At 46.6% G+C, this 21939-nt stretch carries 23 protein-coding genes and 1 riboswitch; of the genes, 8 read left to right on the top strand and 15 right to left on the bottom strand.

What is annotated here, in order from left to right; genetic code table 11:
- Positions 1 to 576 precede the first annotated feature (576 nt).
- The 3 genes from J2W69_RS07980 to J2W69_RS07990 all read left to right on the top strand — a co-directional run bounded on the left by J2W69_RS07980 (position 577) and on the right by J2W69_RS07990 (position 3457).
- A complete protein-coding gene (locus J2W69_RS07980) occupies positions 577 to 969 on the top strand; it encodes a rhodanese-like domain-containing protein (RefSeq protein WP_310276442.1) in 393 nt (130 codons plus the stop codon).
- 174 nt (positions 970 to 1143) lie between these two features.
- Positions 1144 to 2688, top strand: a complete 1545-nt coding sequence (locus J2W69_RS07985) for a methyl-accepting chemotaxis protein (RefSeq protein ID WP_310276444.1) — start codon at positions 1144 to 1146, stop codon at positions 2686 to 2688.
- Between the two features lie 22 nt (positions 2689 to 2710).
- Complete coding sequence (locus J2W69_RS07990) at positions 2711 to 3457, top strand: SDR family oxidoreductase (RefSeq protein ID WP_310276447.1); 747 nt, start codon at positions 2711 to 2713, stop codon at positions 3455 to 3457.
- Between the two features lie 46 nt (positions 3458 to 3503).
- On the opposite strand, the gene J2W69_RS07995 is transcribed toward J2W69_RS07990, so the two are convergent.
- Genes J2W69_RS07995 through thiC form a run of 6 tightly spaced genes read right to left on the bottom strand, consistent with a single transcriptional unit; the run spans position 3504 to position 9821 of the window.
- A complete protein-coding gene (locus J2W69_RS07995; RefSeq protein ID WP_310276451.1) occupies positions 3504 to 4244 on the bottom strand; it encodes a HesA/MoeB/ThiF family protein in 741 nt (246 codons plus the stop codon).
- Entirely contained in the window at positions 4229 to 5791 is a 1563-nt protein-coding gene (gene thiE, locus J2W69_RS08000) for a thiamine phosphate synthase (protein ID WP_310276454.1), read from the bottom strand. The genes J2W69_RS07995 and thiE overlap by 16 nt, the downstream gene beginning before the upstream one ends.
- A complete protein-coding gene (locus J2W69_RS08005; RefSeq protein ID WP_310276456.1) occupies positions 5788 to 6582 on the bottom strand; it encodes a thiazole synthase in 795 nt (264 codons plus the stop codon). The genes thiE and J2W69_RS08005 overlap by 4 nt, the downstream gene beginning before the upstream one ends.
- 2 nt (positions 6583 to 6584) lie before the next feature.
- Positions 6585 to 6797, bottom strand: coding sequence for a sulfur carrier protein ThiS (thiS, locus tag J2W69_RS08010; protein ID WP_310276459.1), 213 nt, complete (start codon positions 6795 to 6797; stop codon positions 6585 to 6587).
- Positions 6790 to 7872, bottom strand: coding sequence for an FAD-dependent oxidoreductase (locus tag J2W69_RS08015; RefSeq protein ID WP_310276462.1), 1083 nt, complete (start codon positions 7870 to 7872; stop codon positions 6790 to 6792). Before J2W69_RS08015 ends, thiS begins: the two co-directional genes overlap by 8 nt.
- Positions 7869 to 9821 carry a phosphomethylpyrimidine synthase ThiC gene (thiC, locus tag J2W69_RS08020; protein WP_310276465.1) on the bottom strand — a complete coding sequence of 651 codons (1953 nt, stop codon included), beginning with the start codon at positions 9819 to 9821 and terminating at the stop codon, positions 7869 to 7871. The genes J2W69_RS08015 and thiC overlap by 4 nt, the downstream gene beginning before the upstream one ends.
- A 115-nt stretch (positions 9822 to 9936) precedes the next feature.
- A riboswitch (TPP riboswitch) is annotated at positions 9937 to 10052 on the bottom strand.
- Between the two features lie 386 nt (positions 10053 to 10438).
- On the opposite strand from thiC, the gene J2W69_RS08025 reads away from it, so the two are divergent.
- Complete coding sequence (locus J2W69_RS08025) at positions 10439 to 10732, top strand: hypothetical protein (protein WP_310276467.1); 294 nt, start codon at positions 10439 to 10441, stop codon at positions 10730 to 10732.
- Positions 10733 to 10839: 107 nt separating this feature from the next.
- Here the strand turns inward: J2W69_RS08025 and J2W69_RS08030 are convergent, their stop codons facing one another.
- A complete protein-coding gene (locus tag J2W69_RS08030) occupies positions 10840 to 11115 on the bottom strand; it encodes a helix-turn-helix domain-containing protein (protein ID WP_310276470.1) in 276 nt (91 codons plus the stop codon).
- Between the two features lie 326 nt (positions 11116 to 11441).
- On the opposite strand from J2W69_RS08030, the gene J2W69_RS08035 reads away from it, so the two are divergent.
- Together J2W69_RS08035 and J2W69_RS08040 are read left to right on the top strand one after the other, a co-directional pair.
- Positions 11442 to 11987 (top strand): zinc ribbon domain-containing protein, encoded by a 546-nt coding sequence (locus tag J2W69_RS08035; RefSeq protein WP_310276473.1) that lies wholly within the window; start codon positions 11442 to 11444, stop codon positions 11985 to 11987.
- A gap of 115 nt (positions 11988 to 12102) precedes the next feature.
- Complete coding sequence (locus J2W69_RS08040; RefSeq protein ID WP_310276475.1) at positions 12103 to 12663, top strand: hypothetical protein; 561 nt, start codon at positions 12103 to 12105, stop codon at positions 12661 to 12663.
- Between the two features lie 102 nt (positions 12664 to 12765).
- Here the strand turns inward: J2W69_RS08040 and J2W69_RS08045 are convergent, their stop codons facing one another.
- Positions 12766 to 13368, bottom strand: a complete 603-nt coding sequence (locus tag J2W69_RS08045) for a M23 family metallopeptidase (protein ID WP_310276477.1) — start codon at positions 13366 to 13368, stop codon at positions 12766 to 12768.
- A 216-nt stretch (positions 13369 to 13584) separates the two neighbouring features.
- On the opposite strand from J2W69_RS08045, the gene J2W69_RS08050 reads away from it, so the two are divergent.
- Positions 13585 to 15096, top strand: a complete 1512-nt coding sequence (locus tag J2W69_RS08050) for an FAD-binding oxidoreductase (protein WP_310276480.1) — start codon at positions 13585 to 13587, stop codon at positions 15094 to 15096.
- Between the two features lie 20 nt (positions 15097 to 15116).
- On the top strand, positions 15117 to 15974 hold the full coding sequence (locus tag J2W69_RS08055; RefSeq protein ID WP_310276483.1) for an SMP-30/gluconolactonase/LRE family protein: 858 nt from the start codon (positions 15117 to 15119) through the stop codon (positions 15972 to 15974).
- Here the strand turns inward: J2W69_RS08055 and J2W69_RS08060 are convergent.
- The 7 genes from J2W69_RS08060 to J2W69_RS08090 form a co-directional block, all read right to left on the bottom strand.
- Positions 15964 to 16692: an AraC family transcriptional regulator gene (locus J2W69_RS08060; protein ID WP_310276486.1), complete on the bottom strand. Its 729-nt coding sequence runs from the start codon at positions 16690 to 16692 to the stop codon at positions 15964 to 15966. The two genes, J2W69_RS08055 and J2W69_RS08060, sit on opposite strands and share 11 nt — an antisense overlap.
- The gene (locus J2W69_RS08065; RefSeq protein WP_310276489.1) at positions 16664 to 17101 is read right to left on the bottom strand and encodes a PACE efflux transporter; all 438 of its coding nucleotides are present in this window, start codon (positions 17099 to 17101) and stop codon (positions 16664 to 16666) included. The genes J2W69_RS08060 and J2W69_RS08065 overlap by 29 nt, the downstream gene beginning before the upstream one ends.
- Positions 17102 to 17231: 130 nt before the next feature.
- Complete coding sequence (locus J2W69_RS08070; RefSeq protein ID WP_310276492.1) at positions 17232 to 17504, bottom strand: hypothetical protein; 273 nt, start codon at positions 17502 to 17504, stop codon at positions 17232 to 17234.
- Between the two features lie 500 nt (positions 17505 to 18004).
- Positions 18005 to 18565, bottom strand: coding sequence for a CBS domain-containing protein (locus tag J2W69_RS08075; protein WP_310276495.1), 561 nt, complete (start codon positions 18563 to 18565; stop codon positions 18005 to 18007).
- Between the two features lie 106 nt (positions 18566 to 18671).
- A complete protein-coding gene (locus J2W69_RS08080; RefSeq protein ID WP_310276497.1) occupies positions 18672 to 18989 on the bottom strand; it encodes a hypothetical protein in 318 nt (105 codons plus the stop codon).
- Between the two features lie 302 nt (positions 18990 to 19291).
- Positions 19292 to 20335, bottom strand: a complete 1044-nt coding sequence (gene cydB / locus J2W69_RS08085; RefSeq protein WP_310276500.1) for a cytochrome d ubiquinol oxidase subunit II — start codon at positions 20333 to 20335, stop codon at positions 19292 to 19294.
- A complete protein-coding gene (locus J2W69_RS08090; protein WP_310276503.1) occupies positions 20335 to 21774 on the bottom strand; it encodes a cytochrome ubiquinol oxidase subunit I in 1440 nt (479 codons plus the stop codon). The genes cydB and J2W69_RS08090 overlap by 1 nt, the downstream gene beginning before the upstream one ends.
- Positions 21775 to 21939: the final 165 nt, after the last annotated feature.

Consider the following 21939-nt stretch of genomic DNA (forward strand, 5'->3'; position numbering starts at 1 on the left):
AACAGCTGATCCAGTAATTGGTCTGTAATTGGCATTCTTTATCCCTTCCAAGGAGTTAGGTAGAATGCCACTTACACAGATTTTTTTACACTCTCCAAGGTTCTCCTTAACAGGCAATTCTCGGTTCGTGATTGTTCGCTGAAAAAAGTGATGAAGGTATTGTGTGACTCTGATCTAAAAACTAGTTTGTTTGTCGTCATTCGTTCTGAATCCTTTCAATATGTTGATTCATTTGTAAATACGATTAAGCATCGTGATCTTGTTGACCTCAATGCACAGTTAGATTTCGCTGAGAATCGCGCCGGAATAAGATTCTGTGGTTTTAAATATGATAATAAATATTATCCCCAGTTGTGGGCTGAAGACACTTTGCTGCATTCACTTAACGTAAAAAATGACATTATTTCTCTTGGTAAAATTTTGGAACGACTATTGGGTATGTGACATACATGACAATCAAATCAGGCGTTTCAAAGACATTACATCTTGAGTTATCCGCTTGCGATAGGTGCAGTGATTAGAGATTTTTCCATTTCGGTATATAGTAAAACCAACTCACTACACAGGACTGCCGTTATGAAAACAGGACTCGTGCTTGTTGCCGAAGCTAAAGAAAAAATTCAGGAACTGACAGTGCAGCAATTGGCTGCGTTATTGCAGACTAGTCAGGCGCGTATTATTGATGTGCGTGAACCTGCAGAGTTTGCCACTGGCCATATACCTACTGCTGTCAATATGCCGCGTGGGGTGCTGGAAATGCAATTGCCGCAGCATCCGGCTGTCGCGCAGCATAAGGATGCAGTTGAAGCTTTAACTGAATTGGCGAATCAGCCTTTGTATTTAATTTGCCGTTCCGGAGCCCGTTCGGCTTTAGCGGCGGAATCGCTGCAACGTATGGGTTTTCGTGACTTATACTCAATAGCTGGTGGTATGCAGGCTTGGGCCGACAGTGGTTTTCCTGTCAGGTAATAAAGCCGTGTTCAACCAAAGCGACCTAGACTTTAGTCGCAATCCCCTGCGGATGGTTTGACAGTCGCTGACAGAACAGAAACACTGCCAGAACCGAAATGCTACAGAGTTCACAACTCTGTGATGTTTTTTTCTGCCATGTTGTCTTCTGGCCTCTGTTGATGGGAAGTCGTTATGGAAAATCTACGGGCTGCATTGGGTTTTGTGGTGTTCTGGCTGCTGGCGCAGATACTGTACTTGTGGCTGAACTGGAATAGCTGGCTGCTGGTGCTGTTCAATCTGTTTGCTGTAGGTGGTTTCCTGTTGTGGGCCGGCCGAAAACAACCAGAACCTCAGCCGCAAAATGAATCCAATGCGCTGGCTGACAGTGCCCATCATATTACCGAAGCCACTTCAAAAATGGCGATAGGTGCAGCCGAAGTTTCCTTTTATATCGATGGTTTAATTAAAGATATCAAACACAGTGGCGACGATTGTGGTCAGATCGGCAGCGCCGCTTCAGCTTTGGCCGATACCAGCGGTCAACTCACAGATAATTTGCAACAAATCAGCCATAGCATTACCCATACCGCCAATGCCTGTAGCACTGCCGATCAACGCCTGCAGAAAAGTGTAGATAATATCAACCAGTTAGCTAACGCGGTGAGCGATGCAGCGGCCCGTTTGGAGCAACTCAAAGGCAGCGCTGACGATATTCAGCGTATTACTGAAGTGATCACTGGCGTGGCCAATCAAACCAATTTATTAGCGTTGAACGCTGCTATTGAAGCGGCGCGGGCTGGCGAACAAGGCCGTGGTTTTGCTGTAGTGGCAGATGAAGTGCGGGCCTTGGCGGGCAAAACCTCAGAAGCCACTAAAGATATAGCCAAAATGCTGGCTGATATTCGCAGCCAAAGCGAACAAACTGCGGATGTGATGACACAACTTGTGCAGTTAAGTGCGGATGTGCAGCAGGAATTACATAGCGTCGCCTCAGGTTTTAATGGCATCAATACTGAAGTAGGGCAGGTATCTGCTGCGCTGGAGCAAATTGAGCAGGTCAGTACTGGTCTGGAAAATACCAGCCAGCAACTGGGCCAGTCGATTCAGAGTATTAATAAGGCCTTATCGGCAATAGAACATAAAGGCAGTACAGTGGCAGAACAAGCCGTTGAATTATCGGTGGAAACCGAAAGTATTTACCGCGAACTCAGCACTGTCACCAGTCAGAGTTTCTTTAACCCTGTTTTAAAAGAAGCTCAGCAAGCAGCTACTGCCATAGGCGCTTTATTTGAAAAAGCCCTGAGCGAAGGCAAACTGACCGAGCAGCAATTATTTGCCGAGCAGTACAAGGCTATAGCTAATACCAATCCACAGAAATTCCATACAGCTTACGACAGTTTTACTGACCAGTTTTTCCCGCAGATCCAGGAGCCTATTTTAGAGCGTCATAGCAATGTGTTGTACGCTGGTGGCGTGGACCGTAAAGGTTATTTCCCCACCCACAATAAAAAATACAGCCAGACCTTAACAGGCAACTACGAGAAAGACTTACTGCAAAACCGCACCAAACGTATCTTTGGCGACCGCACCGGCAGCCGCTGTGGCAGCAACACCCAGCCTATGCTGCTGCAAACTTATAAACGCGACACAGGCGAAATTCTGCATGATTTATCAGTGCCCATTATGGTCAAAGGTCGGCATTGGGGTGGATTCAGGATTGGGTTTAAGCGGGTTTGAATAGCTATATGAAACAAATAAAATGAAAAAAGTTCTGATTGTTACAGGAGGCAGTCGCGGTATTGGCGCTGCTACTGCAAAACTGGCTGCTACTCAGGGTTATGCGGTTTGCGTGAATTATCTGCGTAATCAACAAGCTGCAGATGCCGTTGTTGCAGAAATTCAGGCTTTAGGTGGCACAGCTATAGCGATGCAGGCGGATCTTTCTGTTGAAGCTCAAGTTTTAGCTTTATTTCATCGTGTTGATCTGGAGTTGGGGCCCGTGACAGCATTGGTAAATAACGCTGGTATTTTGGAGAAACAAAGTAGCTTGTTGGATATGGATCAAAGCCGTTTGCAACGGGTATTTGCAGCTAATGTGATGGGCCCTATGTTATGCGCGCGTGAAGCTGTAAAGCGTATGTCGGTAAAATTTGGCGGCACAGGCGGGGCTATTGTAAATGTATCTTCTGTGGCCTCTCTTTTAGGTGCGCCTGGAGAATACATTGATTACGCTGCATCCAAAGGTGCTCTGGATAGCTTCACTATAGGTTTATCTAAAGAGGTGGCTGATCAGGGCATTCGAGTGAATTCAGTCCGGCCAGGTTTTATTTATACAGATATTCACGCCAGCGGCGGTGAGCCTAGGCGGGTTGATCGCATTAAAGATGCCATTCCAATGAAGCGAGGTGGCCAGCCAGAAGAAGTTGCACAGGCGATTTTATGGCTATTATCCGATCAGGCCTCTTATGCCACCGGCACTTTTATTGATTTGGCAGGAGGGAGGTAAGGGGTAACATATTATCAAAATGAGCTGGCTATCTGAAAATGACTGCTTATACAGTGCAAGTCCCACACTGTTTTGACGCTGTAATCTGATAACTCACCAACCTAAATCCCATCCCCTCAAACTGCCAGAATTTAGCTTGCGTATCTGGCTGAATAATTTGCTGGATTAGTAACATAGCTTGCATAGAGCCGATGATCCCAAGCAAAGGGGCTAAAACGCCTAAGCTGCTGCAATTGCCGGATTGGTCTGTTAAATCCGGGAATAAGCATTGGTAACAAGGGCTGCGGCTTTGGGCAAAAGGCCAAAGCATCAACTGGCCTTGTTGGGCTATAGCGGCAGCGCTTATCAGGCTGACTTGACGCTGCTGACAAAGTTGGTTAATTAGTTTTCGGCTTTGGAAGTTATCGGTACAGTCCAGCACCCAGTCGGTGTTTGCTAATAATTTATTGGCATTGTCAGCGCTAAAATGCTGCTCTATAGCTGTGATTTGCACATGCGGATTGAGCTGTTTTAGCTGGCGCGTTGCCATTTTGGCTTTATTAAAACCTCTGTCGCTGTCGCGGAATAAAATTTGCCGTTGCAGGTTAGACAGTGCCACTTTATCGCCATCGACAAGCGTCAGTTGGCCTATACCTGATGACACCAGATACTGGCTGGCGGCATTGCCTAAACCACCACAACCTATCAGCAATACCTTAGTCTGTTTCAGTTTTAACTGAGCTGCTTCGCCAAAACCGGGCAACATCAATTGGCGGCTATAGCGAATAAATTCTAAATCATTGAGCATGGCTTTTGCTCCAGTTGGGCCCCGGCGATCAGCTGCTGCATTTGTTGCACCCATAGTGTGGGCTCTGCAGCTTTGGCAAAAGCCTGTACTACCGCCAGATGTTGGATGCCACAGGCCAACACTGCTTGGGCATTGTGTTCATGAATGCCACCAATAGCGACCAGCGGAATAGTGGGGAATAAGGCAGAGTATCGAGCAAGTTTTTGCAGCCCCTGTAATTTGCCACCCATCTCCTTGGTTTGAGTGGCAAAAACAGCGCCTATTGCCAGATAACTGGGCTGAAATTGCTGCGCTCTTAATAGTTTATAAAAACCATGGCTGGATAAACCCAGCCGCAGTCCGGCTTGTCGCAAAGCTGCTAAGTTGGCGCTGTTGATATCTTCCTGACCTAAATGCACACCATAAGCGCCCAACTCCAGCGCTAATTGCCAGTGATCGTTAATAAAAAGCTGAATATCATGCTGCTGACAGAGCTGGATTGCCTGCTGGATTTCTTGCCTCAATAGCACCTGATCTGTGCTTTTTATCCGCAGTTGCAGGGTTTTAACTCCGGCCGCTAAAGCCCTTTGTAGCTCTGCCACTGAAGGCACTATTACATATAAACCTAAAGGCGCTTTTAAAGGCGCAAAGGATTTGGCTGGCGGTTGCAGATCCTCAGTGAGTAACTCTGGTAAATAATCTGCTTTGGCTGGAAAACCCCAATGCCCTAAAGTGCCAGAACACTCTGTGATGGCAACAGGCTGACTTAAACCCTGATTGATATAGCTTTTTGCCACCACAAAAGCATCTTCCAGCGCATAACCTAAAGCCAAAGCTGCTGCCAAAGCGCTGCTAAAACAACAGCCTGTGCCATGGTTAAACTGGTGCTGTTGGCGTGGACTGCGAAGGCTGATCTGATGGCTATAGGCTGGATAACCACGGAAACTAAACTGTGGGCTGATAAAAAGCTCGTCTGTGCAGCTTTGTGTATCAAAGTTGTGGCCGCCTTTCACTAATACTGCCTTCACGCCAAACTCAAACAATTGCTGCACCGCTTGCTTAGCAGGAGCAGCTTTAGTGAATGCTTCCAACTCTGGTAAATTGGGAGTTAATAAGTCGAGTTGTGGCAATAAGTGTTGCATCACAGCCTGGTATAAATCAGCGTCCGCCATCCTTGAACCCGAACTGCTGATGGCTACAGGGTCGTAAATCACCAACAGATCAGTTTGTTGTTGTCTGAGTTCTTGTAAAAAGTCAGCTAACCAAAGCACCTGAAGTTTATTCACCAGCAAACCAATTTTAATCACAGTGGGTTTTGCATCTTTCAGTAAAGCCATAGCCTGCTGGTGCAGCATAGCCACAGATACAGCCATACAGCTATCAACGCCTGAACTATGCTGGGCGGTTATAGCTGTAACTAAAGTGCATAAGTGCAAGGGCTGCTCTGGTGTTGAAAAACTCTGGCTGGTTTTTAAGTCGGCCTGAATACCGGCACCTGCGCTATTGTCTGAGCCTGCAATACTCCAAATCACAGTGGTTTTATTGGCTCGATTTGCTGAATCAGTCATTGCGCCTCCTGTAACCAAAACGGCATACCAAGCACAGGTGTAGAAGGGCTGGCAAAATCCTGTTTTGGCATAGCACCAGCTAAAAATGCCGAACGGCCCGCTGCTACTGCCTGTGAAAAAGCCTGAGCCATCAATACAGGATCTTTGGCCAAAGCCACGGCAGAATTCAGTAATACGCCATCAAACCCCATTTCCATCACCTGACAGGCGTGACTGGGCAAACCTAAACCTGCATCCACTATTAAAGTGGCGTCTGGTAAACGTTCCCTTAAAGTCCGCAGCGCATAAGGGTTTAACACACCCAAGCCCGAACCTATAGGCGCAGCCCAAGGCATCAGCACCTTGCAGCCCAACTCATACAGCCTTTTGCATAACACCAAATCGTCAGTGCAATAAGGCAAGACTTCAAAGCCATCAGCCAGCAATTGCTCAGCCGCTTGCAGCAATAAAATGGGGTCGGGCTGCAGGTTGTAGTCGTCTCCTATCAGTTCCAGCTTGATCCAGTTGGTTTGAAACAACTCCCGCGACATTTGCGCCAAAGTCACGGCTTGTTGCACTGAATGGCAGCCTGCCGTATTAGGCAACAGCCTGAGTTTTAAGTCGCGGATCAACTGCCAGAACTGCTCGCCCCCTTGTTGCTCGGGTGCCTGCCGCCTTAAGCTTAAAGTCACAGCTTCACAGCCACTTTGCTGCAATGCCTGCTGCATTAAAGCCGGGTTTGGATATAAGGCGCTGCCTAAAATCAGCCTGCTGTTAAGTGTTTGGCCGTAAATCTTAAATTCGGGTTGCATGCTTAACCTCCGGCTATTGGGCTGACAATATCCAGTTGATCACCAGCTTTAAGCGCAATCTCCGGATACTGAGCTGCGGCAATAAAACGGCCATTTAAAGCCACAGCAAAAGGGGCTTTAAAACGCGGCAATAAATCGCTTAATTGACTGGAGTTTAAGATTTCGGTTTTGCCATTCAGCCAGATATTCACTGTGGTATCAGTCACTTCAGCCATAACACAGCTCCTTAGTTTCACTGAACTGCAGCAAAGCCAGCTGAGCGACCTGTTCAGCTAAAGCCGGGCCTAATAAATACCCATGGCGATATAAACCATTAACCCGAATCAAGCCGGGCTTTTGCTGTATTTCAGGTCTGTTATCTGGCAAAGCCGGGCGTGCTGAGGCTTGTAAGCTTAAAATTTCAGCATCGGCAAAAGCAGGGTCTACTGAATACAAAGCCGATAACAGTTCAAGCGCCGAACGCACCGAAGGGCCGGATTGATCAGCCGACTCCAGCTCTGTAGCGCCCACCACAAAAATGCCTTCACCTTTGGGTGCTATATAAAGCGCATAACGGGGATGGAATAACCGCACAGGGCGGCTTAATTTTACTGCTGGTGCTTTCACTCTCAGTACTTCACCCCGCACAGATCTGAGCTGCGGCAACTCGGTTGAAGCCCCTAAACCACGGCAATCAATCACCAGATCAGCTTGTTGCAACTTGCCATTACACCAAAGCTCATCACCCTGAAATTCAGTTGTGGACTGAGCTTCCAGCGACACAGCTCTTTGTTGCAATAGCTGCAGGGAATGATCTAAAAAAGCCTGATTATCTAACTGACCTTCACCCGGTAAATAACAGCCATGCTGAAAACGCCCGGCTAACGAAGGCTCAAGTTCTGCCAGTTCAGTTTTAGTCAGCCATTGAGCTTTGTATTCAGGCTGAGCTTTAATTTGGCTGACCAAATGCAATAACAGGTGCTGTTGCTGTGGGTGTGCCAGCAGCAAAGCCCCTTGTTGTTGCAGGCCAAAATCCGGCAACTGTTGTTGTAACTGTTGCCAGAGCGGCATGCTGCGATAGCCCAGCTCAACTAAATCCTGATCCAAAAGCACAGACTCAGCCAAAGGCGACAACATAGCGGCAGCAGCAAAAGCTGCACTATGTTGATACATCGTTGGAGTAGCAGTGAAACTACCCTTTTCCAGCAGGCGAATACGGGCTGGCTTTGGCCACAGTCCGGGTTCGGACAAGGCCAAAGCGCATAATCGTCCCATTAAACCGCCACCGAGGATCAGCAGCGTCGGGCTCATAGCGTAGGTTCTTCTGTTATTTGGTCAGCCAGTGTTTTATCCGAACCGTGATAAAGCTCTGCACCAGACTGGCGGAACTGCTGCGCCTTTTTCTGCATTTCTGCTTGTTGCTGTTCAGTATCCAGCTGCTTTACTTCAATACTTGCAGCGTACTCGCGCACATCCTGACTAATTTTCATCGAACAAAACTTAGGGCCACACATAGAACAAAAGTGCGCTACTTTGCCGGATTCCTGTGGCAGCGTTTGATCATGGTAAGAGCGGGCGCGTTCGGGGTCTAAACTTAAATTAAACTGATCCTGCCAGCGGAACTCAAAACGGGCTTTGGATAAAGCATCATCCCGAATTTGTGCACCAGGATGGCCTTTGGCTAAATCGGCAGCGTGGGCGGCAATTTTGTAGGCGATCATGCCTTCTTTGACATCGTTTTTATCAGGTAAACCCAAGTGCTCTTTGGGCGTGACATAACAAAGCATAGCGCAGCCATACCAGCCAATCTGAGCAGCGCCAATGGCCGACGTCAGATGATCGTAACCCGGTGCTATATCAGTGGTTAGCGGGCCTAAAGTATAAAAAGGCGCTTCGGCGCAGTATTCCAGTTGCAACTGCATATTTTCACGGATCAACTGCATAGGCACATGGCCAGGGCCTTCTACCATTACCTGCACATCTTTAGCCCAGGCGCGGTGTGTCAACTCGCCTAAGGTTTTCAGCTCGGCAAATTGTGCTTCGTCATTGGCATCGGCTATAGAACCAGGACGCAGGCCATCACCCAAACTAAAACTGATATCGTAAGAGCGCATAATGTCGCAGATATCGTCAAAGTGTTGATATAAAAAGTTTTCCTGATGATGCGCCAGACACCATTTGGCCATAATAGAGCCACCACGCGAGACTATGCCGGTCAGGCGTTTGGCTGTCATAGGCACATAAGCTAAGCGCACTCCGGCGTGAATAGTAAAATAATCCACCCCTTGTTCGGCCTGCTCAATTAAGGTATCGCGGAATAATTCCCAGCTTAAGTCTTCGGCTATGCCACCTACTTTTTCCAGCGCCTGATACAAAGGCACAGTACCAATAGGCACCGGGCTGTTGCGGATAATCCATTCGCGGGTTTGATGAATATAACGGCCAGTGGATAAATCCATCACAGTATCTGCGCCCCAGCGCGTGGCCCACAGCAGCTTTTCCACTTCTTCTTCAATGGACGAACTAACGGCTGAGTTGCCGATATTGGCGTTCACCTTCACCAGAAAGTTACGGCCAATAATCATGGGTTCAATTTCAGGATGATTGATATTTGCGGGCAAAATGGCACGGCCTGCCGCTATTTCCTGCCGGACAAATTCAGCGGTAATTTGCTTGGGTAAGTTGGCGCCAAAGCTCTGTCCCGGATGTTGGGTTCTGGCTTCTGTGGCTGCAGCCAAATTAGCGCGGCTTAAGTTTTCCCGGATAGCCACGTATTCCATTTCAGGCGTGATGATGCCACGGCGGGCGTAAGCCAGTTGAGTTACAGCCACACCTATTTTGGCTTTACGTCTTTGGTTCACACTTTCAAATCTTAAGCTTTGCAGGCTTTCATCCAACCACTGCTCCTTGCTGTAGACAGAGCCAAAGTCGGTGATCAAATCCGTGTCACCACGCTCTTTGATCCAGTCGGTACGAAGGGCTGGCAAACCTTTACGGATATCTATTTTGGCATCTGGGCAGGAATAAGGACCTGATGTGTCGTACACCCGAACCGGGGTATTGGGCTGAAATAAAGGATTGTCTTTAGTGCCGCCAATTAAACTGGGCTGTAGTTCAATTTCACGCATGCCCACTTTCACGCCGGGCAAGTCGCCTTCAATATACACCTTGCGGCTGGCGGGATAAGGCTGGCCCTGAAACTGCTGAATAAATTGTTCGGCGGCAGCGCGGGTGGCGCGACGGTTTTGATTTTCTGACATATAAACTCCGATGAAATAATTAAATAGTTAATTTTCAACAGAGCTTGGGAAAAGCGTGGACAGCCATCAACAGATGAGCCGAATGAGTGCGCCAACAGGCAGACGGATCACCGCCGCTATTAGCGCTCTTGTTTCCCTCCGCAGGTATTATCCTGTTCAGGTTCCACGGATTCCGCCCAAGGGCGGTCTCAGCTGACAAACAAGGTTTGTGCAGCACTCCGACAAGCTAAGTGCAGCCAGCATAAACAGCTTTTCCCCAGGCGGCAAGGGGGAATTGGTGAATGGCGTGTTGCGACCTTGTGTTTTCTGTGGTCAAATTTGTGGCAACAACTGACTTAAAGCTTTCTCAAATGCGGCTAAAAAATTGTAGGGGTCGGGTTTATCCCGACCCGCAGACGATTGAGCTATGTGCGCTGTAGGTTGCACTCGCTGCGAAGCGGCAGTGCAACAAGATAATTCACTCAATATTCCTTCTATCTAAAAAAATACTCTTGAAATAGAAGCACATAAGATCTAGCTTGATGTAAATGAACATCAGGGGCAGGTGTAAAAAATGTCCACTCCACAGCCGTTATGCCGTTTGTTGAATCTAATGATTTTTCTGATAGGAGGTATCAATGCAAAATGATCAAGTCGTGGTTGGTATAGCATGGTATCAGCGTGAACATTGGGAGCGGTTAAAGCAAATAGCAGATGACAGTGCCGCTATGGATGACAGTTATGATGAGTGGAAAAAGAATGCGAATGCAGGTATGCATCAAATCCGCTTAACTGATAAGACGGCCTTGAGGGTAAATGTAGATATCGATGAACTGCTTAAGTGGTGTGCAGAGCATCATAAACCTATGAATTCAGCCGCAAGGGCGGAGTTTGTGTCTGAAAAGCTACGTGCCAGATTCGATAAAACATAACAATTTTATGCTGGGAATAGTGATCACATACTTGCAAGTGAAGTCAGGAGATCCTTGATATTGTGCAGCTACTTTAAGCGGCATTTTTTGAGGTTTTATCTGAAAGCTCAGATCTTATGCGACTTAATCGAAAGCTCAAAACCACAGGCATGGGCGTATTTCACCAGCGTAGACCAGCTTGGATTGGAATTACCTTTTTCTAAACGGCTGATATTGCTCTTTTGCGTCTGCATCCTTTGCGCAACCTGTTCTTGTGTGAGCCCGGCTTTAGTACGCATCGAGAGGAGTTGATCGATAAAGTTAAATTCAGCCTCCAACTGCTCGTATTCGGCTTTCACTTCAGTGTTATTTAAAGCACGTTGTTTAAGTTTTTGCAGACTCATCAATATTGAACCTCTTTTTGTCGTTCGCGAGCCAGACGCTAACTTTGTTGGCTTTTGCTTTTACTTTGTCGCCTTCACTTACTAAAGCACCATTGTGAGTCAGATGAAAATAAAATATTCGAAATTATCATTTTAGGTCATTTGCTTGTGGATTCGTATTTGATCGAGCCGCTATGATAGTTGTTTGGTATATCCTTTGATTTTCCGGGCTATATCCATACTTTTTTGCTATTAATCAGTGGCTAACGAGCGCCGTTTCGCGGCCAGAAATAGAACAAGTTATCTGCTGTGTTGTCCGCCACCAGTGGTTATAGAAGGAGTATGCTTTGACGGAAATTGATTATACAAAATATACCTTAGAGGAATTACTCGATTGTCAGCGGGAAATAGACAGAGAAGTTCACCCTGAGCGAGCTAACGAAATTGACTTACTGATTAGAGATAGAGCTAAAAATAAAGCAGTTCAAAGAGTGTCGATGGCAGATGAACAGGGAAATATAGCCTCTATAAAAACTGGCAGAATGCCTTCTCTGGGCCAAGGCTTAAGTGAAGTTATCGGTGGCACCATCTTCGGCCTGATATGGATCAGCGCGACCAGCAAAGAAGACAGTCCAGAATACTGGAGTCTGATTGGCTACTTCATCATAGTGTCTTCGATAATTGGCGGTGCTTACCATATTTATAATGCTTTAGCGAAAAATAGATTTTCAACACTCGACATAGTAGCTCCGGATAAAGAACCAGATCCTTTTAATCAACTCATGGGGTTTGAACATCAGACAAAAGTCGGCAGCGCCCGTTTTTGTGTAAGCTGTGGTTCGTCAATTAAGGGTGAGTACAAGTTTTGCCCAAAATGTGGGATGGAAGTTTAGCCGGATTTAGAATGTTGCAGCAAAGGCTAAAGTGAAATCTTTGGAGGCGAGTTAGTTTACTTTTTAGAATCGGGTTAACTTGTTGAACAAGCCAGTAAGGCTCAGGATTGAAAAGATGATGATAAAATTTTTACCTTTGTTAGCAGCTTTCCTTTTAAGTGCCTGCGTAGTTATATCTGAAGAGTATTTTCATCCTCAAGCCGTTGGTGCTGAAGTGGAGAAAGAATCATGTCGAGGCAAGGTTGGTGCAGACAATCAGCTTGTTTACACATTCGACAATGTGAGATTGATGCTACGTATAAAGGAGTACAGCGGTAAAACCAATCTAGGGATTGAGTTCAGAGTCGCTGAGTCAGGAACTGTTGCTTGGCCTGATCAACTGGTGGAGCTGTATGTCGATGATCTAAAAACAAGCTTTAGTGTGAAAAGCTTTCGTCGGCTAAGAGCAGAGAGCGGCGACTTGATAACAAAAGACTATGCGGTCGGAACTCTGATGGACAACACATCTCTGGAAGACTACGAAACATTTCATGAGAGTTTCATTGTTCAGGAAAAGAAATCGGCCGTGGTTAAAATTGAGCAAATCAAAGTGATTGTTAATGGCAAATTGCATGTACTGAAAGATATTCTTTTTACAAAAAAGAAAGGGGTCTTTCTGCACCCACTGAATTGCTAAAGCGAAAAGCTGGACGCAACTCTTGCCTTGCCCCGCAGTTTATTCCATGGAATGAGCCGCAGCTTATGGACGCTGATGACCAAGCGTCCAACCGCACCAAACCTACAAGGCTTTGTAGCTAACACCTTCCTCTAAACCACAACTATGACTGCTGGTGTTTTTAAAAGTGACGGGTATGGTTTGGCCGCAGGGTAGTTTGTTATAGCCAGGTGGCAGGTTGGGGCCACATTGCTGCACATCAAAATGCAAATGCTGGCTTAATGTCTGACCCGTATCACCACTGATGGCGATCAGGTCGCCAGCTTTTACTTTGTCCCCTTCATTCACTAAAGCACCGTTGTGGGTCAGGTGGAAGTAGCGCGCTATGGTGCCGTCACTGTGTCGGATAAAAACGTAGTTCTCTTCCAAATCTTTACCGTTGCCATCATGAAATGTTTCCCGTACTGCAACCACTTCGCCCGCTCTTGAGGCTACTATTTTTGTGCCTATGGGCATATCAAAGTCGATCGCATAAAGACCAACACCCTGGTTTGATGCCCGGTAATGACCAGTTGAAACTACGACAGGAAAGGCTTCACCTACCTGATAAGGTAATAGATAAGGGGAACTTTGTTGGTCAGGGTAGAGGTCGCAATCCATTTCAGGCTGAGCGCAAGCCATGGTGGATGTCAGAATCAATGCGTTGATTATAAATAATTTTTTCATCAATTTTATCCAGAGTAAAATAGCTTAGTCGAAGCACCTGGCCTGAAGGTTTAAATCGGGCTAAAAAATAGTGGCGATTCAGGGGGGAGATCACAAGTCTAATTGGAGTAACCGTCATTTTTATAACCTTTATTTATCATTTCAACTCAGCCACAAGAAGATCCAGTCAATTTATGCTAATTTGCCTGCGGTGTGCCATTTTGAAAAGACTTGCCTGTGGACAGACGTCAGTTTTTAATCCTAAGCGGCGGTGCTGCTGTAACAACAGTTTCTGGCTGTCAGTTCAGCCCGACTGTAGCTTTGCCTGAAGCTACTGACTGGCAGCAGCTAAAAGCTAATTTTTCCGGCCAGTTATTGTTTCCTTCAGATGCTGGTTTCCATCGTTTTTATAAAGCGGCCAATTCCCGTTACGACTCAATTATTCCTGCTGTGATAGCGCGTTGTGCCACTACGGCCGATGTACAGCTGGTTTTAGCTTTTGCCCGCCGTTATCAATTGCCCATTACAGGCCGTAGTGGCGGTCATAATTATGCGGGTTACTCCAGTACTCAGGGTATTTTGCTGGATTTGGCTTTGATGGCCGATATTCAGTTTCAGCCCGAAGACAACACAGCCTGGATAGGTGCCGGGGTTAAATTAGGGGATGTGTACGACCAGCTTAGTAAAAAAGGCCGTTCTATTCCTGCTGGTAGTTGTGTTGGGGTGGGTGTTGCAGGTTTAACTCAGGGCGGCGGTTTTGGTATTGCCGACCGCTTGTACGGTTTAACCTGTGATGCAGTGCTGGAAGCAGAAGTAGTTACAGTGAGCGGCGAAGTGCTGCGTTGCAACGCGAAGCAAAATACCGATTTATTCTGGGGCTTAAAAGGCGGCGGTGGTGGTCAGTTTGGCATAGTCACCCGCTTTAAATTTCAAACTTTTGCCAGCAGCGATATCTTAGTTTGCAGGGCTTTTTTTGCGCTGAAAGACGCTTTGGCTGTGCTGAGAGCCTGGCAAGGCTGGAGTCAGCAGTTACCGGAACAGCTATGGTCGCAAGTTGCTTTATGGTGGAGCGGCGACACAAGCCGTGAACTGGTGGTGCAAATACGGCTTACCAGTTTGGGTTTAGCTGAGCAGGCGCAGCAACTCTGGCAAAACTGGTTGCAGCTTTTGAAAGTAGAGCCGCTAACCCAGGAAGTGGCTTTGCATCCGTACCGGGATTTTATGCTCAGTGATTGTGATGGTTTAGAGATGCCTGAATGTAAACTGCCACATCAGTCGGAGCAGGCCAAGCTCAACCGCACTGCTATGGCTGGTAGTTCGGACTTTTTTAATCAGTCTATTGAGCCGGCTGGTTTAACGGCTTTGCTGGAACAGGTGCAGTTACGTCAGCAGCAAGGACTTTCAGGCGGTATTTTATTAACCTTGATGGGCGGGGCTATTGGTTCAGTTGCCACAGAACAGACCGCTTTTGTGCACAGAGATGCGGTATTTTGTGCTCAGTATATGGTGAGTTACCCTGTGGGTACTGATGACGCTTTATTGAAGAATGCCGCGCTTTGGGTGAATCAGATGCGCACTGTAATGCGGCCTTACAGCACGGGCGGGGCTTATTTAAATTACACAGACGCTTTGCTTAAAAACTGGTCTGATGCTTATTATGCTGGTCATTACAGCAAACTACAGCAACTGAAAGGCCGTTACGATCCACAGCAGTTACTGCGGTTTGCTCAAGGCATCACACCAGCCTGAACTAAGAGGGATATCAGAAAATGAAGTGTAAAACATTGAATTTACTATTTTTGTCATTAACTCTGCCAGCTTTTAGCCTGTTGGCTGAACATCAGATCGACAGCACAGATTTTGTAACTGATGGGGTTTTTCATGCCGCTATAGAAGGCCCAGCCACAGATAAAAACGGCTATCTGTATGCAGTGAATTATGGCGTTGAGGGCACCATAGGCAAAGTAAGCCCAAAAGGTGAGGTGAGCTTAGCTCTGACTTTACCTAAAGGCAGCATTGGTAACGGCATACGTTTTGATCAAAAAGGTGTGATGTATATAGCCGATTACACAGGCCACAATATCTGGCGTTACGACGGAAAACAGCTGCAGCTGCATGCTCATCAGCCTTTGATGTTTCAGCCAAACGATTTAACCATAGCCAATAACGGTGTGATTTTCGCCAGCGACCCGGATTGGAAAAATCGCAAAGGCCAGTTGTGGCGTATTGAAACTGACGGCAGCTCCAGTCTGGTCGAAACAGAGATGGGCACCACCAATGGCGTAGAAATCAGCCCTGACCAGACCAGGCTGTATGTCAATGAAAGCGCGCAGCGCAGAGTCTGGGTTTATGATCTGGATAAGAAACTGCAAACGAGCAATAAAAGGCTGCTGATCCAGTTCCCTGATTTTGGTTTAGATGGCATGCGCTGTGATGCGGCAGGTAATCTTTATATAGCCCGTTATGGCAAAGGTGTGGTTGCCAAAGTGAGTCCGGATGGCAAGTTACTGAAAGAATACAAGTTAAAAGGTGAATTCCCGACCAACGTCACTTTTTCGCAAAAAGACCCAGGCTTGCTGTATGTCACTATGCAAAAACGTGGTGCTGTGGAGCTGATTAAACTTTAAGTATACCTTTGTGTTGTTGTCCTCTGTACTGCTGTGGACTTTGTCCAAAGTGTTGCAAAAAACGTGCGCTAAAAGCCGAAGCCGACTGATAGCCCACGTTCAGTGCTATTTGTTGCACTGATAAATCAGAGAACAGCAATAAGGTGCGGCTATGCTGCATTCGGAGCTGAGTTAAATACTGACCTGGGCTGTGACCTAATTGCTGACGAAACAACTGTTTAAACTGACTCAGGCTCAGGCTGGCTTTGCTGGCGAGCATTACTAAATCTAACTCTTCTGCCAGATGGTCCTGCATATAAAGCAGAGCCTGGCGTAATCTCCTGTCCACTGCGGGTGCTGGTTGTTCAGCTTCCAGCAATTGCAAAAAAAATTGCTGGGCAGCAGGCAATAGGTGCAGATTCTGTTGTAGCAGCAGCTGTTCCAGTAACAATAAATAAGGTTGCATTAACGCTGAAAGCTGAAACACCGGATGGGCTAACTGCAGCAAATGTGTGGGTAAATGCGTTAAATCTACAACTAAAAACCGGCATTGTTCAGTAGCAGAAAATCCATGTTCTGTGCCTGCCGGTATCACCAGACATTCAGTCGCAGCGACCTGCAACTGCTGATGATTGATCAGTAAATTTAACCGGCCGATTAAAGGCAATACCAGTTGATGATGATCATGGCTATGGCTTTGCAGAACCGGACTATAAGCGCGGATGGATAAGCTGAGCATCAGGCACCGGAAATAAACGATCGTAGCTGTAGTTATACAGGTAGGTGTACAACAAAAACACAATAAACATCAAGGCTTCGCGCCATAAAGCCTGAGTCAGGCTAAAATCCAGCAGCCATAAGGTTAAAGGAATACTGAGTGCAGCTCCTGCTAATTCATAGCTGACACAATGCAGTAACCGTACTTTGCCGGTTTTGACTAAAGAGCCTGTGGCGCGCCCTAAAAAGAAATCAAAAACTTTGGTATGCGTTAAGGTCAGCAAAAATACCGTAAATGAACTGAACAACGAAAACGCCGAAGCGCTGCCAAAAGCTGTATCTGCTACAGCCATAGTGCATAGCGTGCGTAAACCAATAGCACCGCATTCGTAAGCAAAAGCATGACGAAACCAATCCAGGTTGCTTCGCATCAGTAGAACTCAACTCATAAACAAGAGCTGCAGTGTAAAAGGTTCTGGCAAAGCAAGCCTTGGTCAAAAGCCGCACATATAACGCAAAAAGCTGCTTTTCAGCAGCTTTCATCGAAATTGGCTTGTGTGGTTAATGTACCTGGTAATGGCGGCAGAAAAAGTCGATCACTTTGTCCGGATCAGGACGGCTGATCATTTTATGTTTTACTGCCAAACCTGCGGCTAAAGCTCGTAAGGTGACATCTAAAGGCGCACCTGCAGGTTTTTCAATTTGATAGTTCTGGAACAAAAAGTTAATAGCTGCTCCGGCATAAGAGTTTACAGAATGCGAAGGCAGCAAACGCAATTCCTGGAGCCTTACTCCAAGTTCACGCATTCTTTGTAAGCGGCTGGCTTCGTTCATTTGTGTCTCCCTTCAAAAGCAGTTAAACCTGATGCTTATATATCTGCTGTGATCGGGAAAGCTTTAGTGAAATCCTTGCTGCTGATTCTGCTATGAGTGTTTGGTAAGGAAAACGCCGCCATGGATCGGAATAACTGACAGTGTGGAAGCAGGTCTTTGGAGGTACTTGTGCCTGTTGGAAAGGAAAGTGCCGCCATGGATCGGAATAACTGACAGTGTGGAAGCAGGTCTTTGGAGGTACTTGTGCCTGTTGGAAAGGAAAATGCCGCCATGAATCGGAATAACTGACAGTGTGGAAGCAGGTCTTTGGAGGTACTTGTGCCTGTTGGAAAGGAAAATGCCGCCATGAATCGGAATAACCGACAGAGGGGAGGTCTTTGGAGGTACCTATACTCTGTGGCGGCTTTCAAAACCCCGTTCCGCGGGAATGAATACGAAACGGGGAAAACCAGAAGAAAACATTTTTTGCCGTGCTGCTAATGCGGCACGGCAAAGGTCGATCAGGCATACATACGATCAAAAATATTCAAAAAAGTCGGAGCTTTTTCAATATGAACCGGAATATGCAGACGGCTGGCGATATCGCTGGCGGATATCACTCCCCGGATATGGTGAGACTCGGTATCAATGACTAAACAATACTGCTCACCATTGTGTTGCAGAGTAGTTAGCACATCGCCGATAGAGCAGTGTTTCACTTGTTGATAAGCCAGGGCTTTGATTTTGTCGCGTGGACGCATTAAATCGGCCACTGTTAAGTCAGTGCGATTCACGCCTTTGCCTAAACGTTGCAACACATTCTGGATAGACAAGTGTTCGTAGCTGATTAACCCAATTAGTTCCTGATTGGCGTCTATCACCAGTTTTAACTTGCTATGCTCATGATTCATCATGTCCTCTGCTTCGACAGCACAGGTACCAGCATCAATCATCATAGGGCTGTTGGTTTTAAAATCAGACAGGAAATCCAGTGCTGCTGAATTTAAAGTTGCTTCGGCAAATTCAGCGGGCTGAACTAAATGATCTACTACATCAACGTTGAATAAATTTAACTTTTTCATGGAAACCTCTCATCAGTCCGCTCAGAGGCAGCGAACCGGATATCAATACAATGGATGTCGTCAGATCTATGGCAATGAAGCCTGAAACTCTGACTATTTCAATGGATCAGGAGAGGTACGAAGGTGGTGCGCGCGCGGCATAACAGCTTTGCTGTATTTTATTGAAGTGGGTATCTGGTTGTTGATAAAAACGATTCTGAGCTACAGGAAATACAAAGCTATTCCGGCAAGCAGCGCTTTTATCGTCATCAGTTGAAATTTCTGTTGAGTCGGCAGTGGAATGAGGAGCTGAGGCTACCAGAGCCACACTGAAGTTTTTATTCGCTTGTTGCAAATCTACCCAACTGCTGTATGCAGAATGGCCTGCTGAAGGAAACAGCAAACTCAGGTAAAACAACACTGCGATAAAACTTAAATACTTCATTTTTCGCGCCCGGTAAGAACCAATACAGCTTGGTCTTTGCCTGACTATAGCAGCGTTGTTTTTTAAAATGCAAATAAAAAAATGAAAAAAGTGATAAAGTCGAAGCTATTGATCGACACTTTCCTTGTGTCAGATCAATAAAAGCCTGCTGCTGAGCAAGTGAAAGCTGTTGATTTTTTTAGCGCTTTATAAAAACTTCATGCCCTGTTTTAACAGCCAGGCGATCAACAGCAAAGTTAAAAAACCAGTCAGGTACAACACCACAAACCACTGGCCCTGAGAGAGTTTATTCAGCCATTTCATCAGTAGCCCTCCTGATAATCTTCAATTTTTCCGGCAAAAATTTTATAACCCCATAAAGTGTAAGCACAAATAAGAGGCAAAAAGATAAAGATGCCGGGCAGCATAAACATCAGGCTGCTGTCAGGCGCGGCGGCTTCCAGATAGGTCAGTTGTCGTGGCAACAGGTAAGGGAATACGCTGACCAGCAAACCAACAAAAGCCAGCAGGAACAAGGCTGCAGCCAGCCAGAACGGCCGGGCTTCATGACGTTGCTGCACTGCTGTTTCCGCTTTATGGCAGCGGTTCACCCGGCCTAAGTCGCGGAATAATAAACGGGCGGCAAGCACCGACAACAGAGGCAGTGGGATTAACCATAAAGCGTGCCAGCCGCCAAACCAACGAACCCTTATTTGAGGTTCAATCCAGACAGTCCAGAGGCTGACCAGCAGCATGGACAACATCACAATCAGTACTAAACGCTGACCATAACGGGCTGCTTTGTGCTGCAACTCGCCACGGCTTTTCATCACCAGATAACAACAAGCCAACAGGGCGTAGCCCGCCATTACGGCTAAACCACAAAATAAGCTGAAAGGGCTAAGCCAGCTGAAACTGGACTGATTAATAAAGTCCGCTGGTACACCTTGTACTAAAGTGCCCAGCATCAGGCCCTGACAAAAAGCGGCTAAGCTCGAACCTATAGCAAAAGCTGTGTTCCAGTATTTCTTTGAAGTATCTGATTTAAATCGGTATTCAAAAGCTACACCACGGAAAATCAAGCCAATCAGCATTAGCACTATCGGCAGATAAAAAGTGGAGGCAATAGCGGCGTAAGCGGCAGGAAAAGCACCAAATAATATCACTCCACCAAACACCAGCCAGGTTTCGTTGCCATCCCAGACATGAGCGACAGAACGCATCAGGTGATCGTGTTCAGCGTCACTGTTAAACCAGGGATACAAAATGCCCATACCAAGATCAAAACCATCCAGCAGCACATACATCAGAATGGCAAAGCCAAGCAGCAACATATAAAACAAGCTTACACTCAGTTCCAGCTCCATTAGTTGGCTCCTTTTGGATCAGTGGCAGGGGAATTTGATGTTTCGGCATCAGTGGCTAAGGTTTTGGTAAATGACAGCGCATAACCTGAAGCTTTTACGCCTATACGTTGTTGTTGCAGGTGATCAACAGGCGCCGGGCCTTTTTTGATCAGCTTACGCATAAAGTACAGATAAACGCCAAACAGCAGGCTGTAGGTCAGCACAAACAAGGTCAGCGAAAACAGCACCCGCTCTGCTGGTAAGGGGCTGACCACTTCACTGGTACGAACCAAACCATAAATAATCCAGGGCTGACGGCCAATTTCAACCACATACCAGCCTGCTAGCACCGCAATAATTCCTGTGGGTGCCATAAAGCTGACAGGCCAGAGGAACCAGTTGCTTTGATACAAAGTGCCACGCCAGCGCAGATAAGCACCCAGCAACGCAACGCCTAACATCAACATGCCAATACCCACCATAATGCGGAAGCTGAAAAACACCATAGGCACATTAGGTCTGTCGGCTGCAGGTACTGATTTTAGGCCTTGCAACTCGCCATCCCAGCTGTGCGTCAGTATCAAGCTGGCCAATCCTGGTACTGCAATTTCATAGTGATTTTTTTCAGCTTTCATATCAGGCAAGGCAAATAATAACAGCGGTACATTGGCTTCTTTTTCTGCCCAAATTCCTTCCATAGCCGCCAGTTTCACTGGTTGGTGTTCTTTCACATTTAAGCCATGTAAGTCACCCACCCAGGCCTGCTGCGGGGTCAACAGCAACGCTATCCATAAGGTCATAGACAAACCTTTGCGGCCAAAATCTATATGTTGGCCTTTACGCAAATACCAGGCATGAGTGGCCATCACCACAAAAGTGGCGGTGATAAAAGCGGCTAATAACATATGGAAAAAGCGGTAAGGCATAGAAGGATTAAAAATCACTTCCATCCAGCTGACCACTTCAAATTTACCATCAACAAACTGATGCCCTTGTGGGGTTTGCATCCAGGAATTGGCCGCAATAATCCAGAACGCAGAGATCCAGGTTCCCACTGCTACTGTGACAGTGGCGAAAAAGTGCATTTTAGCGCTGACACGTTGCCAGCCAAATAACATCACACCTAAAAAGCCAGCCTCAAGGAAAAAGGCGGTCAGCACTTCATACGCCATTAAAGGCCCAATCACGGCACCGGCCATTTCGGAAAATTTGGAGAAGTTGGTGCCAAACTCATAAGACAAAACAATGCCGGACACCACTCCCATCCCAAAGGTAATGGCAAAAGGTTTGATCCAGAATTTCGCCAGTTGCAGATACTGCGGGTTACCGGTTTTCAGCCATAAGCCTTCCCAGATCGCGATCAGCGTGGCTAAACCTATGGTGATAGAAGGAAAAATAATATGGAAGCTTACCGTAAAAGCAAACTGGAGCCGGGATAGGATACTGACATCAAGTTCCATAACTACCTCAGTTTTTAGACGTTTTGATCCGGCTTAGCGCAGCAGGCGCTATGGCCACGGATAACAACAGCAACATGGTCAGCAGTTCGGCTGCAAAAATAGACAGGTCAGGCATAGTGTTCTCTTTGTTGACAAGTTATGCAGCATTCAGGCTGCTTAGCTTTG

This window comes from Rheinheimera soli (assembly GCF_031457405.1).
GTDB lineage: Bacteria > Pseudomonadota > Gammaproteobacteria > Enterobacterales > Alteromonadaceae > Pararheinheimera > Pararheinheimera soli_A.

Coding starts and splice junctions, on each gene's coding strand:
- J2W69_RS07980 (WP_310276442.1), top strand. CDS start 577: ATGAAAACAGGACTCGTGCTTGTTGCCGAAGCTAAAGAAAAAATTCAG.
- J2W69_RS07985 (WP_310276444.1), top strand. CDS start 1,144: ATGGAAAATCTACGGGCTGCATTGGGTTTTGTGGTGTTCTGGCTGCTG.
- J2W69_RS07990 (WP_310276447.1), top strand. CDS start 2,711: ATGAAAAAAGTTCTGATTGTTACAGGAGGCAGTCGCGGTATTGGCGCT.
- J2W69_RS07995 (WP_310276451.1), bottom strand. CDS start 4,244: ATGCTCAATGATTTAGAATTTATTCGCTATAGCCGCCAATTGATGTTG.
- thiE (WP_310276454.1), bottom strand. CDS start 5,791: ATGACTGATTCAGCAAATCGAGCCAATAAAACCACTGTGATTTGGAGT.
- J2W69_RS08005 (WP_310276456.1), bottom strand. CDS start 6,582: ATGCAACCCGAATTTAAGATTTACGGCCAAACACTTAACAGCAGGCTG.
- thiS (WP_310276459.1), bottom strand. CDS start 6,797: ATGGCTGAAGTGACTGATACCACAGTGAATATCTGGCTGAATGGCAAA.
- J2W69_RS08015 (WP_310276462.1), bottom strand. CDS start 7,872: ATGAGCCCGACGCTGCTGATCCTCGGTGGCGGTTTAATGGGACGATTA.
- thiC (WP_310276465.1), bottom strand. CDS start 9,821: ATGTCAGAAAATCAAAACCGTCGCGCCACCCGCGCTGCCGCCGAACAA.
- J2W69_RS08025 (WP_310276467.1), top strand. CDS start 10,439: ATGCAAAATGATCAAGTCGTGGTTGGTATAGCATGGTATCAGCGTGAA.
- J2W69_RS08030 (WP_310276470.1), bottom strand. CDS start 11,115: ATGAGTCTGCAAAAACTTAAACAACGTGCTTTAAATAACACTGAAGTG.
- J2W69_RS08040 (WP_310276475.1), top strand. CDS start 12,103: ATGATGATAAAATTTTTACCTTTGTTAGCAGCTTTCCTTTTAAGTGCC.
- J2W69_RS08045 (WP_310276477.1), bottom strand. CDS start 13,368: ATGAAAAAATTATTTATAATCAACGCATTGATTCTGACATCCACCATG.
- J2W69_RS08055 (WP_310276483.1), top strand. CDS start 15,117: ATGAAGTGTAAAACATTGAATTTACTATTTTTGTCATTAACTCTGCCA.
- J2W69_RS08060 (WP_310276486.1), bottom strand. CDS start 16,692: ATGCTCAGCTTATCCATCCGCGCTTATAGTCCGGTTCTGCAAAGCCAT.
- J2W69_RS08065 (WP_310276489.1), bottom strand. CDS start 17,101: ATGCGAAGCAACCTGGATTGGTTTCGTCATGCTTTTGCTTACGAATGC.
- J2W69_RS08070 (WP_310276492.1), bottom strand. CDS start 17,504: ATGAACGAAGCCAGCCGCTTACAAAGAATGCGTGAACTTGGAGTAAGG.
- J2W69_RS08075 (WP_310276495.1), bottom strand. CDS start 18,565: ATGAAAAAGTTAAATTTATTCAACGTTGATGTAGTAGATCATTTAGTT.
- J2W69_RS08080 (WP_310276497.1), bottom strand. CDS start 18,989: ATGAAGTATTTAAGTTTTATCGCAGTGTTGTTTTACCTGAGTTTGCTG.
- cydB (WP_310276500.1), bottom strand. CDS start 20,335: ATGGAGCTGGAACTGAGTGTAAGCTTGTTTTATATGTTGCTGCTTGGC.
- J2W69_RS08090 (WP_310276503.1), bottom strand. CDS start 21,774: ATGGAACTTGATGTCAGTATCCTATCCCGGCTCCAGTTTGCTTTTACG.